The sequence below is a fragment of the Bradyrhizobium sp. FW305-F6 genome, assembly GCF_058782905.1.
In genome coordinates, this window is sequence record NZ_JBYSYD010000003.1 from 32918 (window position 1) to 45821 (window position 12904).

At 64.9% G+C, this 12904-nt stretch carries 14 protein-coding genes and 1 pseudogene; 9 read left to right on the forward strand and 6 right to left on the reverse strand.

The features are described from left to right. Window positions 1-23 precede the first annotated feature (23 nt). Both trxC and AC3WLX_RS20465 read right to left on the reverse strand, forming a co-directional pair. Complete coding sequence (trxC, locus tag AC3WLX_RS20460) at window positions 24-467, reverse strand: thioredoxin TrxC (protein ID WP_492337355.1); 444 nt, start codon at window positions 465-467, stop codon at window positions 24-26. Continuing rightward, window positions 464-1750, reverse strand: coding sequence for an NAD(P)/FAD-dependent oxidoreductase (locus AC3WLX_RS20465; RefSeq protein WP_291626703.1), 1287 nt, complete (start codon window positions 1748-1750; stop codon window positions 464-466). Before AC3WLX_RS20465 ends, trxC begins: the two co-directional genes overlap by 4 nt. A 115-nt stretch (window positions 1751-1865) precedes the next feature. Here AC3WLX_RS20465 and AC3WLX_RS20470 point away from each other — a divergent pair, with 115 nt between their 5' ends. The 4 genes from AC3WLX_RS20470 to AC3WLX_RS20485 all read left to right on the forward strand — a co-directional run bounded on the left by AC3WLX_RS20470 (window position 1866) and on the right by AC3WLX_RS20485 (window position 6872). Continuing rightward, window positions 1866-2165, forward strand: a complete 300-nt coding sequence (locus AC3WLX_RS20470; RefSeq protein WP_193760522.1) for an ArsR/SmtB family transcription factor — start codon at window positions 1866-1868, stop codon at window positions 2163-2165. Between the two features lie 147 nt (window positions 2166-2312). Continuing rightward, window positions 2313-3287, forward strand: coding sequence for an efflux RND transporter periplasmic adaptor subunit (locus tag AC3WLX_RS20475; protein ID WP_492337356.1), 975 nt, complete (start codon window positions 2313-2315; stop codon window positions 3285-3287). After that, a complete protein-coding gene (locus AC3WLX_RS20480) occupies window positions 3284-6505 on the forward strand; it encodes an efflux RND transporter permease subunit (RefSeq protein WP_492337357.1) in 3222 nt (1073 codons plus the stop codon). Before AC3WLX_RS20475 ends, AC3WLX_RS20480 begins: the two co-directional genes overlap by 4 nt. A gap of 10 nt (window positions 6506-6515) precedes the next feature. Further along, window positions 6516-6872, forward strand: a complete 357-nt coding sequence (locus tag AC3WLX_RS20485; protein ID WP_492337358.1) for a carboxymuconolactone decarboxylase family protein — start codon at window positions 6516-6518, stop codon at window positions 6870-6872. Between the two features lie 78 nt (window positions 6873-6950). Here AC3WLX_RS20485 and AC3WLX_RS20490 read toward each other — a convergent pair whose 3' ends face one another. Both AC3WLX_RS20490 and AC3WLX_RS20495 read right to left on the reverse strand, forming a co-directional pair. Continuing rightward, on the reverse strand, window positions 6951-7280 hold the full coding sequence (locus AC3WLX_RS20490) for a hypothetical protein (RefSeq protein WP_492337359.1): 330 nt from the start codon (window positions 7278-7280) through the stop codon (window positions 6951-6953). Between the two features lie 100 nt (window positions 7281-7380). Then, a complete protein-coding gene (locus tag AC3WLX_RS20495) occupies window positions 7381-7785 on the reverse strand; it encodes a hypothetical protein (RefSeq protein WP_492337360.1) in 405 nt (134 codons plus the stop codon). Between the two features lie 162 nt (window positions 7786-7947). On the opposite strand from AC3WLX_RS20495, the pseudogene AC3WLX_RS20500 reads away from it, so the two are divergent. After that, window positions 7948-8172, forward strand: a pseudogene (locus tag AC3WLX_RS20500) (hypothetical protein). Window positions 8173-8324: 152 nt separating this feature from the next. Here AC3WLX_RS20500 and AC3WLX_RS20505 read toward each other — a convergent pair. Further along, on the reverse strand, window positions 8325-8789 hold the full coding sequence (locus AC3WLX_RS20505; protein WP_291626044.1) for a PaaI family thioesterase: 465 nt from the start codon (window positions 8787-8789) through the stop codon (window positions 8325-8327). 371 nt (window positions 8790-9160) lie between these two features. Between AC3WLX_RS20505 and AC3WLX_RS20510 the strand changes: the two genes are divergently transcribed. From AC3WLX_RS20510 to AC3WLX_RS20520, 3 genes are all read left to right on the forward strand, one after another. Next, the gene (locus AC3WLX_RS20510) at window positions 9161-9457 is read left to right on the forward strand and encodes a hypothetical protein (protein ID WP_291626042.1); all 297 of its coding nucleotides are present in this window, start codon (window positions 9161-9163) and stop codon (window positions 9455-9457) included. Window positions 9458-9565: 108 nt separating this feature from the next. Further along, window positions 9566-9817, forward strand: a complete 252-nt coding sequence (locus AC3WLX_RS20515) for a hypothetical protein (protein WP_492337361.1) — start codon at window positions 9566-9568, stop codon at window positions 9815-9817. A gap of 156 nt (window positions 9818-9973) precedes the next feature. Further along, the gene (locus tag AC3WLX_RS20520) at window positions 9974-10231 is read left to right on the forward strand and encodes a DUF2798 domain-containing protein (protein ID WP_291626039.1); all 258 of its coding nucleotides are present in this window, start codon (window positions 9974-9976) and stop codon (window positions 10229-10231) included. Window positions 10232-10754: 523 nt separating this feature from the next. Here the strand turns inward: AC3WLX_RS20520 and AC3WLX_RS20525 are convergent. Beyond that, the gene (locus tag AC3WLX_RS20525) at window positions 10755-10928 is read right to left on the reverse strand and encodes a hypothetical protein (RefSeq protein ID WP_492337362.1); all 174 of its coding nucleotides are present in this window, start codon (window positions 10926-10928) and stop codon (window positions 10755-10757) included. An 810-nt stretch (window positions 10929-11738) separates the two neighbouring features. Between AC3WLX_RS20525 and recA the strand changes: the two genes are divergently transcribed. Continuing rightward, the gene (gene recA, locus AC3WLX_RS20530) at window positions 11739-12827 is read left to right on the forward strand and encodes a recombinase RecA (protein ID WP_061026216.1); all 1089 of its coding nucleotides are present in this window, start codon (window positions 11739-11741) and stop codon (window positions 12825-12827) included. Window positions 12828-12904 lie beyond the last annotated feature (77 nt).

The following is a 12904-nucleotide window of genomic DNA, read 5'->3' on the forward strand; positions in this document are numbered from 1 at the left end:
GGCAGGCTCCTTTTGTTGGCGAGTTAAGAACGGGTGAGGCCGGCTTCGGTCCAGGCGACGATGCTGCGGGCATCCATCGCGCCGGCATGGCGGGCGATCTCGCGGCCGCCGCGCATCAGCAGCAGGGTCGGGATGCCGCTGATGCCGAGGCGCGACGACAATGCGGGTGCGTTATCCGAATTGAGCTTCAAGAGCCGGACTTTCGGCTCCAGCTGCTGCGCGGCGCGCTCGAACATCGGCGCCATGGCCCGGCACGGACCGCACCACGGTGCCCAGACGTCGACCAGCACGGGAATGTCGTTGCTGGCGACATGGCGGCCGAACGCTTCCTCGTCCACCTCGATCGGATGACTGGTGAACATGGGCTGGTGACAGGCGCCGCAACGCGCACCTTCCGGTGCGCGTTCGGCGGGGAGGCGGTTGATGCGTCCGCAACTGCCGCAGACGATCTGGCGTGTGTTGCTCATGTACCGGTTCGGACCTCCTTGAGCTTGGCGATGTTCAGCTTGTCGAGAACGAAGCGTTCGTAGAACGGCTCGCTCTCACCGCGCCGCATCTTGCGCAGGAAGTATTTCTCGAAGGCGACCTTGGCGAGGTGCACCCACTCGCCCTTGGAGGACCAATTGACGTTTCGCGGCGGGATCTGCGGCTGCGCCAAGAACGCAACGCCGGAGTCGCCGAAGTCCGCGAGGCAGATCGCGTTCCAGGTCGGCTGCGCCGTGGGCGCCTTGCCGCGAAGCAGGGCGCCGATGTTCATCGCGGTCGCCGTCACCATGGATTCGATCATGAAGCCGGTCTTGGGGACGCCGACCGGTACCGGCGTCGCGCCGACCGGCGCGATCGCGACGCAGACCCCGACCGCGAAGACTTTGGGATAAGCGGGACTTTGCTGGTGCTTGTCGACGACGACGAAGCCTCGTGGGTTGGTCAGTTTCTCGATGCCGCGCAACGCCTCGACGCCGCGAAAGGCCGGCAACATCATGGAATAGGCGAATGGCAGCTCGTGAACCTTGCGGGACGTGCCGTCGTCGGCGAACTCCTCCACCGACATCAGGCCGGGAGCGACCCTATCGACGCGGGCATTGGTGATCCACTTGATGTGCTTCTCGCGCATCTCGCTTTCCAGGAGGCCCTTGGTGTCTCCGACGCCGTCGAGGCCGAGATGTCCGATATACGGCTCGGACGTGACGAACGTCATCGGGACGCGGTCGCGCAGCTTTCGCCGGCGCAGCTCCGTCTCCAGGATGAAGAGGAACTCGTAGGCGGGCCCGAAGCAGGACGCGCCCTGCACGGCGCCGATCACGACCGGGCCGGGATTCGCCGCGAGTTGCTCGAAGGCTTGACGGGCATGCGCGGCATGATCGACGTGGCAGATCGACTGGGTATGGCCTTGCGGACCGAGACCCGGGATCTCGTCGAACGCCAGTTCAGGACCGGTCGCGACGACCAGATAGTCATAATCGATCGACGTGCCGTCGCCGAGCTCGACACGGTTCTCGGTCGGGTGGACGCGCCTCGCGCCCTGCGTCAGCAGCCGCACTCCCTTGCGCTTCATGACGTCAGCGAGATCGATCTCGATCTCTTCGCGCTTGCGCCAGCCGACTGCGACCCAGGGATTCGATGGGACGAAGTGATAGACGGCGCCTTGCGAGACGACGCTGAGGCGATCTTCCTTTCTCAACTGGGGCAGCAATTCATAGGCCATCAGCGTTCCGCTCAGACCGGCTCCAATTACGACGACTTCCGCCATGGGTTCCTCCGTTGGATCAAACCGCTCCGCCGGTTGAGCTCCGGCCGTCGTGCGGCGCTTGACGATATATTCGTAAATGCGTATATACGCAAGTATGAAGGTTAATGCTGAAATCATGGAACGGGCGGCGGATCAGGCGAGCGAGCTGCTGAAGGCACTCGCCAACCGGCACCGTCTGCTGATCATCTGCCAGCTGATCGATGGTGAGCGGTCGGTCGGCGAACTCGCCGAGTTTCTGAGCCTGCGGGACTCCACGGTCTCCCAACATCTTGCGCTCCTTCGCAAGGATGGCTTGGTGTCCGCCCGGCGCGAGGCGCAGACGATCTTCTATTCGATATCGAGCGAGCCGGCGCGCGAGGTGCTCAAGACGCTCTATCAAGCGTTCTGCGCGCCGAAGTCCGCAAGGACCAAGTGAATCCTAGGAGAGTTCGGGAGGCGGCGCCTTGAGCAGGATCAACACGCCCCATTCCAATGCAGATGACATGAGCTGCAAGGCAGCGTGGTGGTGCTTTATATGACACGGACCTATCACATGCGACGTCTGGCGAGATATTTGGGCTTGATGGCCGCCTTTGCGGCCATCGGCCTGCCCGGAGCATCGGCGACCGCGGCCGAGGCGCTCGTGGTCGCACGGCAATCGGTCGCCGATCAAAAGGCCGTATTCGCCACGGTCGAAAGCACCAGCGTGGTGCCGGCGCGCGGGCGGATCGGCGGCACGGTGGCTCAGCTCAAGGTCAGGGAAGGAGATCGCGTCGCCGCCGGTCAGGCGATCGCGACCATCGGCGACGAAAAGCTCGTTCTGCAGATGAAATCGCTCGACGCGCAGATCGAGGCGCTGCAGGCGCAGGCGAACCAGGCGCAGCTCGACTTCACCCGGACCGAGGGCCTGGTCGAGCGCGGTATCCTGCCGCGCATCAAGCTGGACGAGCAGCGCACGGCGCTGAACGTCGCCGAGAACGGACTGCGCGCCAAGACTGCCGAACGTGCGGTGATCAACGAGCAGCTCAACCAGGGACAGGTGCTCGCACCGGCGGACGGCCGCGTGCTGAAGCGACTGATCACCGTGGGGTCCGTCGTGCTCGCGGGCGATCCGATCGTCACCGTCGCCCAACAGAATTTCAAGCTGCGGCTTCGCGTGCCGGAGCGGCATGCGCGCTTCCTCAAGGCGGGGGATAGGATCCGCGTCGACGGCGCGGAATTCGCCGGAGAGGCCGCAAAGTCCGGCGTCATCGATCTCGTCTATCCGCAGATCGAGGAGGGGCGCGTCATCGCGGATGCAACGGTCGAGGGTCTCGGCGAATATTTCGTCGGCGACCGCCTGCGGGTCTGGGTCTCCGGCGGCACGCGAACAGCGTTCGTCATCCCCTCCAGCTACGTGACGACCCGGTTCGGCATCGACTACGTCCAGCTTCAAAAAAATAACGGAACGATCGACGTGCCGGTGCAGCGTGGCCGCGAATTGCCGACGCCGGCGCTTCCCGATGGACTCGAGATCCTGTCCGGCATTTCGGCCGGCGACCAATTGGTGCGGCCGTGAATCTCGGGCTGTCGGGACGCTTGACCAGGGCGACGATCGCATCGCCGCTGACGCCGCTGTTCCTGCTCGCTTCGCTGGTCGTGGGGTTGATCGCCGTGGTCGCGATCCCGCGGGAAGAGGAGCCGCAAATCAGCGTTCCCATGGTGGACATCCGCGTCAACGCCGACGGCCTGCGCGGGCCGGACGCGGTGGAGCTGGTGAGCAAGCCGCTGGAGTCGATCGTCAAGGGCATCGACGGCGTCGAGCACGTCTACAGCCAGACGGAGGACGACCGCGTCATGGTCACCGCGCGTTTCCTGGTCGGCACCAAGTCCGAGGACGCCATCCTGCGGGTGCACGAGAAGATCCGCGCCAATCTCGACCGCATTCCCGTCGGCATTCCCGAGCCGCTGATCGTCGGCCGGGGCATCAATGACGTCGCGGTCACTGTATTGACGCTATCGCCGAAGCCGGAAGCTGCCAGCCTTTGGACCGACAAGGACCTCTACGAGCTCGCAGACAAGTTGCGTGCGGAACTGATGAAGGTCGACAATATCGGGCTGACCTACATATCCGGCGGCGCGGCGCAACAGATCCGGGTCGAGCCGGATCCCGAGAAGCTGTCGCTGTTCGGCATCACGCTCCAGCAGCTCGTGGCCAAGGTCAAGGACGCCAACCGCTCGTTCCTGGCGGGCCAGGTCCGCGATGCCGGCATCGTGCGGAGCGTCGCGGCGGGCCAGACGCTGTCCGGCATTCCCGATATCGGACTATTGCTGATCACCAGCCGCGACGGCCGGCCGGTCTACGTCAAGGACGTCGCCTCCGTCATCGTCGGCCCGAGCACCGTCGAGCATCGGGTCTGGACCGAATCACGTGACAGCGCCGGACAGTGGACGCGCACGCCTGCCGTCAGCCTGGCGCTGGCCAAGCGGGCCGGCGCCAACGCGGTTGTCGTGTCCGAGAGCATCGCCGAACGCCTCGAAGGACTGAAGTCGCGCCTTCTTCCCGAAGATATCCAGGTGACGGTGACGCGCGACTACGGCGAGACGGCCAACGAGAAGGCCAACGAGCTGCTGTTCCACCTTGCCCTCGCGACCGTCTCGATCGTCGTTCTGATCGCGATCGCGATCGGCTGGCGCGAAGCGCTGGTGACCTTCGTCGTGATTCCGACGACGATCCTGCTCACGATGTTCGCCGCCAATTTGATGGGCTACACCATCAACCGCGTCAGCCTGTTCGCGCTGATCTTCTCGATCGGCATTCTCGTCGACGACGCCATCGTCGTCGTCGAGAACATCGCGCGGCACTGGGCCATGCGTGACGGCCGCCCGCGCTTGCAGGCGACGATCGAGGCCGTGGCCGAGGTCGGCAACCCCACCATCGTCGCGACGTTGACCGTGGTCGCCGCACTGTTGCCGATGCTGTTCGTGTCGGGCCTGATGGGGCCCTATATGGCGCCGATCCCGGCCAATGCGTCGGCTGCCATGCTGTTCTCGTTCTTCGTCGCCATGGTGGTGGCGCCGTGGCTGATGCTCAAGCTCGCGCCGAAGGGCGACATCGCTTCGGCGCATGCGGGCCACGATGAAGGTCGGCTCGGCCGGCTGTACCGGCGCTTCGCCGCGCCGATCGTGCGGAGCAAGCGCTCGGCCTGGCTGTTCCTGCTCGGCGTCGGCATCGCGACGTTGCTCTCGATGACGCTGTTCGCGACCAAGTCGGTGACGGTCAAGCTGCTGCCGTTCGACAACAAGTCCGAGATCGCCGTGGTCGTCGACCTGCCGGAAGGGGCGAGCCTGGAGGCGACCGAGCGCACCCTGTTCGGCGCGGCCGAGATTGCGCGGCAATTGCCGGAGGTCACCTCGCTGCAATCCTATGCCGGCACCCCCGCTCCCTTCAATTTCAACGGCCTGGTGCGGCACTACTACTTGCGGGAAAGGCCAGAGCTCGGCGAGGTGCAGGTCAACCTGGCTGCGCGCGGCCAGCGCAAGCGCGCGAGCCATGAGATCGCGCTCGAGCTACGCGAGAAGCTGAAGGCGCTTGGCCCGCCCCCGGGGACCAGCATCAAGGTGGTCGAAGTGCCGCCCGGCCCGCCGGTGCTATCGACGCTGCTCGCCGAGGTCTATGGTCCGGATGCGACCACGCGCCGGGCGGTCACTGCAGAGCTCAAGAAAATCTTCGCGGAGGTGCCGTTCATCGTCGACATCGATGATTCGATCGGCGAGAAGCGGCCGCGGTTGCGGCTCTCGATCGACCAGGACCGGCTCGAATTCTTCGGCGTCGAGCAGCGCGACGTTTACGACACGATCCAGACGCTGTTCGGCGGCACTTCGGTCGGCTATTCGCATCGGGGCGAGGACCGCAACCCGATCGAGATCGCGGTGCGCCTCGGAAAGCGCGCTCTGGTTTGGGACGAGGCTCTGGCCTCCACGCCGGTGCCGGCCAATACGCTGCCCGGCAGCAAGACCGTGGTGGAGCTCGGCCAGGTCGTGAAGGCGACCGTGGAGGAGGGCTCGCCGACGATCTTCCGTCGTGACGGCCGCTTCGCCGACATGGTGATGGCCGAGCTCGCGGGACGTTTCGAGGCGCCGCTCTACGGCATGCTCGCGGTGGCCGATCGCGTCGAGGCCCACGATTGGGGCAAGCTGCCGAAGCCCGCGATCAGTCTGCACGGCCAGCCGTCGGACGAGTCGCGCCCGACGCTGTTGTGGGACGGCGAATGGGAAATCACCTGGGTGACCTTCCGCGACATGGGCGCGGCTTTCGGTGCGGCGATCCTCGGCATTTACGTGCTGGTCGTGGCCCAGTTCAGGAGCTTCCGCCTGCCGCTCGTGATCCTGACGCCGATTCCGCTGACGCTGATCGGCATCCTGATCGGGCACTGGCTCCTGGGTGCGCCGTTCACCGCGACCTCGATGATCGGCTTCATCGCGCTGGCCGGCATCATCGTGCGTAATTCGATCCTGCTGGTCGATTTCATCCGGCACAGCGGCGGCGAGGGCAGATCGCTCCGCGAGGTGGTGCTGGAGGCCGGAGCCGTCCGCTTCAAGCCGATCCTGCTCACCGCGCTTGCGGCCATGATTGGTGCCGCAACCATCCTGCTCGATCCGATTTTCCAGGGATTGGCGATCTCGCTCCTGTTCGGGCTCGCGTCCTCGACGCTGCTCACCGTGTTGGTGATACCCGCGATCTACATCGCCTTGCGCGCGCCGCGCGAGGTCTCAACCACAACCAAATCCAGCTAGCGAGGAATCGATGGACAAGAACTACGTCGACATCACTAGGAACATCTCTGACAACCTGAAGAAGCTGAGGAGCGACATTCCCGACACCATGAAGGGATTTGCCGTGCTCGCGCAGGCCGCCACCCGCGATGGCGCGCTGGACAAGAAGACCAAGGAGCTGATCGCGCTGGCGCTCGGCGTCGCCGCGCATTGCGACGGCTGCATCGGCTTTCACACCGAGGCGCTCGTCAAGCTTGGTGCGACGCGGCAGGAGGTCGAGGAGACGCTCGGCATGGCCGTCTACATGGGCGGCGGACCGTCCTTGATGTACGCCGCCGATGCGATCGCCGCCTACGAACAGTTCCAGCAGAAATCGAGCGCGGTATAGCGGCGGTTGCTGAATACGATGTTGCAAACGGGACCGGACGATTTGCTCGTCCGGACCCGTTTTCTCTTCCGTCAATGACTACCAGCGGTCACCGACGCCCACGCCGACGCTGACGCCAGGGGCGCGAATGCCGACGCCGGTGCGGGGGCCGTCATCGTAGTGGCGATGATAGGTCCGGCGCTCGTAGCGGTCGCGCGGCATGGAGTTATAGGAATCGCGCACGATCACGCGCGAACCGCTGCGCGTGCGATAGCAACGGCCGGAATCGTCGCAGACGAGCCGGACCTGCTGCACGAGATCCGGATTGGCGTATTCGCTGCTCGTATAGATATCGGAAGCCTTCGCCCCCGAGGCGGCTGCCAAGGCCCCCACGCCCGCCAGCAGCGCAATTGTCAACGTCCTCATCATGTCCTCCTCGAAGCTGCCCTCGGCGGTAACAAGAAAGGGAGGCCGTGATCGTTCCCGGTGCAGTGCTTGTTTTTCCCGGAACGTGTTGGAGAATGGGTTCCTAAATCCGCTCGTATGTCTCCGTGCCGCAGATGTCGTCGGCCTCCGCCCGCCTTCGGTCCACGACTTTCCCGCCGTTGATGGTCACGATGTAGGTCTGGGCGCCGAGCGGCGTGCCTGTCGCGGAGGTGAGCTGCGCACGGACGCACGCCGTCCAGCCCGGTCCTCGCAACTCGCGGTGGGGCGGGGCGACCTGCACCTCGCGCGGATAGGACGTTGCGAGAAAGACGGCGTCGATCTGCTCGCGCACCAGGCGCTTGACGTCCGGGGCGGCTTCGGGCGGGGGTTGCTCGGTCTCCTTCATCCGCATGAACTCAGGCACCGGCGCGCGGCTGTCGGCAAAGCCGCAGCCGGCGAGTACGAGCACGCCGGCGGACAGCGCCGCGTGAGCAATAATCCGCAACATCCGTGAAGATCCCCTGCGGGCCAACAGATAGGCACGAATGCGATTCGACGAAGTCACGGCCGATCAAGATTTGCTGAAGCACCGCCCCGTCCTGAACCCGCGCCATTTTGCTATTTCGCGATAGCGGGCTAGTTTGTACCCCACACGAAGGGGATTGCATCGATGAGGATTTTGGTCATGGCGGCGGCGGTGCTGGCGCTGACGGCTGGGTCGGCGGAGGCGCAGGGGCGGCGCTAGCCCAATGACGGGGCCAAGCCTGCGGACAATGTGCCCAAGGTCGACGAAAAGGCCTACAAGGCGGCGCTCGAGCGCATTCCCGAGCCCAAGGACAAGTACGACCCGTGGGGCGGCGCCCGCACGAGCGAACCTGCCAAGAAGCCGAAATGAAGCTGCAAGCAGTTCCTCGACAGCGGCGAAGACGACATCGCGGTCGTGCTGACCTAAATGGACGACGGGACGAGCCGCGTTGGCGTTGTCCTGTCCTTCATGATCGCGTCGAGCTTTCGCTCCACGTGGCTCTCTTTCTTCAAAGGCCGCCTTCACCCCGGCAGCATTGCGAAGGCGCTCGACACCATCGCGACCGGCTTGCTGTCGGCGGCCGAGAGCAGCGTGACCCGGCCGAAGCTCATCGTGCGCCCGAGCCGCACCACGCGCGCGTCCGCCAGCACGTCCGATGAGGACACCGCGCGCATGAAATGCGTGGTCTGGTCGACCGTCGTCATGGGACGGTAGCCGCGATTGGCGGCGAGGATCGCGATCACCATGGCGGTGTCGGCGAGCGCCATCAGGGCCTGGCCGCAGACCACGCCGCCGTTCCGGCACAACCGTTCCGAAAACGGCATGCGCAGGATCGCGCCCGGCTGCCAGTCCGCGACCTCCGCCGGCTGGGCATGCTCGATGCGCTCGACCGCGAGATCGAGATCCTGGACCCAGGGCGCAAAGACCTCGCCGAGGATACGCCGGGCGTCGGCGAGGCCGAACTCGGCTTCTGGCTGCGTTTGCATTGCTGTCGCGCTCTCCTCTATTGCCGGATGTTTCCGCCCTCATTGTGCGCGCATCGGCGCGGCAAAGTCACCCGGTCTCGCGACGGCCGGCTCGGCTTGAAAATGCCTGACTTGGCCCGGTATGATGCCCCGCTCGGGTGCGGGTGGATGATGTTGCGTCGGTGTGTCCTGGTCTTTTGCATGGTCGCGCTCGGTTTTGCGCTGAGCGGGTGCACCAAATGCGGTCCGATCTGGGACGACTGGCTGCATGCGCCCAAATCATGCCGATCGGATCGGCTTTAGTGGCCCGCGCGGCCTTGAGCGGTCCGGCTCGTGGCGGGACGAGATGGCGCGGGCGATCCGCGCCGCGTGGATGATCTAAGGAGTGGATGATGAAGCTTTTCCGTTTGGCCGCGGTGCTGGCCGTGCTGGCGGGACCTGCCTACGCGCAAATGCCCAATCTGAATTTGCTGCAGGACGCGCCGAGCAAGACCCCGGAGGAGAAGGCCGCCGAAGCCGAGCGGGACAGGGCCTACAAGGAAACGCTGAAGAAGATTCCGGATTCCAAGGGGTCCAACGATCCCTGGGGCGGCATGCGCGCCGATCCGCCGAAGCAGCCGGCCGCGCCGAAGGCCTCGGCCGCGACCAGCGCGCCGAAGAAGACCAAGAGCGGGACGGCCGCCAACTGAGCGCAAGCTCCGTCCCGGGGGCGCCCAACGCCCTTCGGCCGGGACTCCTCTTGAGCCCGCCCAGGCCCTACATTCTGCCAAGAGTAGCGCGTCAAGGAGTGGCAGGACATGGCCGATCGTCCGCGGGATCTCGCCGAGCGGATGGCGCGCCGGCGCAAGGCCGGCAAGCCGGGCCAAACCGCCGGCGACGGCTATCTGCGCGAGACCTTCACGCTGCCGCGTGCGGCGGCGCGGGAGAGGGCGCTGGCCTTCTTCGCGCGCTACCCCAAGGCCGGCTATATGAGTGCGGTCGAGACCTGGCGCGAGCTGCCCGGCGGCGACATCGAGTTCACCATGCGGCGGCTGCCCAGCGCCGACTGACGCGGCCGCGGACCGCCCATCAGGACTGAGCTCCGTGGTTCTCCCACCATGAACAAAGTTCCTGGATTCATCGCGTAGGCCACCGCAGCCTGGTTCCGTTGCGGGGCGGCATATGCCTTGCTTGCCTGATCGCGGGCAAGCAACCGTGGGACCCATATGCTCGGCATTCCCCGCCGCTACTCTCATTTCGTCTTCGGCATCATCCAGTCGGGACTGACCTCGCTGGTCGCGTCGGGAATTGCCAGCCTGCCCGCCGACAGCCCGATGCTCTTCATCCGGCACTGGATGGTGTCGTGGCTGATCGCATGGGCTGCGATGCTGCCGGTGGTGCTGCTGGCGGCGCCCGCGATCCGCGCCTTCTCGCTGCGCCTGACGCAGGAGGAGCGGGACCCGCGTGCCGGGCGGCAGGCATGAGGAATCGCTATCGGAGACCGAGACGGCCTGACCGCCGGCGGCATCAGCCGCCCGCGGGTGCGACGATCGAAGGCCTCAGACTGGCCCCGCGGCCGTCCAAATTTGGACATCCGCTCGCACCACTGCCGACATACCCGTCGGCAAGATTTCATCCGTTCGGCGCAGCCATGGGGGAAACGTGGCCCGCCGATAATGGGGTGGCATCATGGACAACGTAGAGCGGTCATTCGCCGCCGCGACGGCGGCTGGCTTCCTTGTGCTGGTGATCGGCCTGGTGCTGTTGGCGGTGCTGTAGGCGACGGCCCTGGCGGCAATGCAACCGCGCCGGACGAGCGGCGCACGCCCGCCTTTTCAAAAAGGTGGAAACAACCCCATGCACAGTAGGCCGCCGGGAAAATTCCCTGCATAGCCAATAGCTTAATATTGGTATTTAGATACCTATCCGCGGTTTCGTCTCGCAGTCTGCGGTCGAAGCCAGGCGCCCATCCCAGGAGGTTGCGCGCCTGGGTTCCTCCTGACGGGCTCAGTTGATCCTGATCTCGTCCAAGGGCAGATGGAGCTGGGCGGCGCGCTCTTCGCGGTCCTTCCTGCGGAACTCGTTCTCCTTGCGCTCGAACTTCACCATCTCCTCGCGCGCTGCGTCGAGCAGGGGCTTGCGCCCGATCGTATCGTGATGCGTGTTGTTGTTGTCCGTCATGACCTGAGCTTCCCAGTGTTGCGGTCCCACCCCACAGAAGGCCGAAGACCGCGAAAAGGTTCGGTGCCGCAGGATTACGGAAACATGACGGCGCGCCGGCCGCGCGTCGTTGAGGCAGGTCATGTTCGGCCGCCTGTGTTGCAGGCAAACCGCCGTCGGCCGCACGAATGGGAGCCGCTGACATCCGGGTGGTGTCCCATTGGGGCAGCCATGCCGAATTCTCACGCCAAACGCCGGCTGTCAGAAGCTCGGTGAGCCTGGGTGCGACTGTTGCTGACACGGGCGGAAACGGCCCTTGAAATCGGGCCCGCCAGCTGAATCGGCCTTACTCGCTCCAATACAGGCGCTTGCAGGTCGGGCAATCGTAGACGTTGACATGACCGTTCTTGCGAACGTCGAGAATACGGGCGCGGAATCTTGTCGGTGTTCGGCAATCGTCGCACCGAGGGGTGCGCTCGGTGCTGGTGTGTTCCGCCACTTCCATTGCCCCGGATCCTCGTTGACAGGCGGGAGCGCGCGACTCTCTCAGCCACCGACGCCCCGATAAATCGTTGCCGGTGATGAGAAGGACGGTGCCCGTAAATTACGCAGCCAACAATAACATGCGACAGGCTCGCACAGGTTGCGGTCTGAAGTTGAGAAAACGAACCAGGGCACGGGTCAGAACGATTTAGCCAGATAGGTGCAGGAGAAATCCGCAAAAGAACATATTGCGAACTTAGAACAAATAGGGTACGTTGCTTTTATCGCCGAGCTGCCTCGCAACCGTTTGTCCCTCACGCGAATCCTCGCCATAAGGAGCACGACCCAATGTCCGCAACTGCCCTGCGTATCGTCGAAGGATCCTCCATGGACAAGAGTAAAGCTCTGGCCGCCGCGCTCTCCCAGATCGAGCGCCAGTTCGGCAAGGGCTCGGTGATGAAGCTGGGCAAGAACGACCGCTCCATGGACATCGAGGCGGTGTCCTCCGGCTCGCTCGGGCTCGATATCGCGCTCGGCATCGGCGGCCTGCCCAAGGGGCGCATCGTCGAGATCTACGGGCCGGAATCCTCGGGCAAGACCACGCTGGCGCTGCACACGGTGGCGGAAGCGCAGAAGAAGGGCGGCATCTGTGCCTTCATCGACGCCGAGCACGCGCTCGACCCGGTCTATGCCCGCAAGCTCGGCGTCAACATCGACGAGCTCCTGATCTCGCAGCCCGATACCGGCGAGCAGGCGCTGGAAATCTGCGACACGCTGGTGCGTTCGGGTGCGGTCGACGTGATGGTGATCGATTCGGTCGCGGCGCTGGTGCCGAAGGCCGAGCTCGAGGGCGAGATGGGCGATGCGCTGCCGGGCCTGCAGGCGCGTTTGATGAGCCAGGCGCTGCGCAAGCTGACGGCCTCGATCAACAAGTCCAACACCATGGTGATCTTCATCAACCAGATCCGCATGAAGATCGGTGTGATGTACGGCTCGCCCGAAACCACGACCGGCGGCAATGCGCTGAAATTCTACGCCTCCGTCCGCCTCGACATCCGCCGCATCGGTGCGATCAAGGAGCGCGACGAGGTGGTCGGCAACACAACGCGCGTCAAGGTGGTCAAGAACAAGCTGGCCCCGCCCTTCAAGCAGGTCGAGTTCGACATCATGTACGGCGAGGGCGTCTCCAAGATGGGCGAGATCCTCGATCTCGGCGTCAAGGCCGGCATCGTCGAGAAGTCCGGCGCCTGGTTCTCCTATGACAGCCAGCGCCTCGGCCAGGGCCGCGAGAACTCGAAGGCATTCCTGAAGGCCAACCCCGACATGACCGCCAAGATCGAGACCGCGATTCGCCAGAACTCCGGCCTGATCGCCGAACAGATCCTGGCCGGCACCCCCGAGCGTGACGCCGACGGCGAGGAGCCGGCGGACGAGTAAGCCTTAACGCGAAAGTTTTTCGCGAGGAGCGGGCACTGAGGACGTTGAGTTGCCGACGTCTTCGGTGCCCGTTTGGT

What these genes read in the sequence shown, in the direction of transcription:
- trxC (WP_492337355.1), bottom strand. Translation starts at nt 467, where the DNA reads ATGAGCAACACACGCCAGATCGTCTGCGGCAGTTGCGGACGCATCAAC.
- AC3WLX_RS20465 (WP_291626703.1), bottom strand. Translation starts at nt 1,750, where the DNA reads ATGGCGGAAGTCGTCGTAATTGGAGCCGGTCTGAGCGGAACGCTGATG.
- AC3WLX_RS20470 (WP_193760522.1), top strand. Translation starts at nt 1,866, where the DNA reads ATGGAACGGGCGGCGGATCAGGCGAGCGAGCTGCTGAAGGCACTCGCC.
- AC3WLX_RS20475 (WP_492337356.1), top strand. Translation starts at nt 2,313, where the DNA reads ATGGCCGCCTTTGCGGCCATCGGCCTGCCCGGAGCATCGGCGACCGCG.
- AC3WLX_RS20485 (WP_492337358.1), top strand. Translation starts at nt 6,516, where the DNA reads ATGGACAAGAACTACGTCGACATCACTAGGAACATCTCTGACAACCTG.
- AC3WLX_RS20490 (WP_492337359.1), bottom strand. Translation starts at nt 7,280, where the DNA reads ATGATGAGGACGTTGACAATTGCGCTGCTGGCGGGCGTGGGGGCCTTG.
- AC3WLX_RS20495 (WP_492337360.1), bottom strand. Translation starts at nt 7,785, where the DNA reads ATGTTGCGGATTATTGCTCACGCGGCGCTGTCCGCCGGCGTGCTCGTA.
- AC3WLX_RS20505 (WP_291626044.1), bottom strand. Translation starts at nt 8,789, where the DNA reads ATGCAAACGCAGCCAGAAGCCGAGTTCGGCCTCGCCGACGCCCGGCGT.
- AC3WLX_RS20510 (WP_291626042.1), top strand. Translation starts at nt 9,161, where the DNA reads ATGAAGCTTTTCCGTTTGGCCGCGGTGCTGGCCGTGCTGGCGGGACCT.
- AC3WLX_RS20515 (WP_492337361.1), top strand. Translation starts at nt 9,566, where the DNA reads ATGGCCGATCGTCCGCGGGATCTCGCCGAGCGGATGGCGCGCCGGCGC.
- AC3WLX_RS20520 (WP_291626039.1), top strand. Translation starts at nt 9,974, where the DNA reads ATGCTCGGCATTCCCCGCCGCTACTCTCATTTCGTCTTCGGCATCATC.
- AC3WLX_RS20525 (WP_492337362.1), bottom strand. Translation starts at nt 10,928, where the DNA reads ATGACGGACAACAACAACACGCATCACGATACGATCGGGCGCAAGCCC.
- recA (WP_061026216.1), top strand. Translation starts at nt 11,739, where the DNA reads ATGTCCGCAACTGCCCTGCGTATCGTCGAAGGATCCTCCATGGACAAG.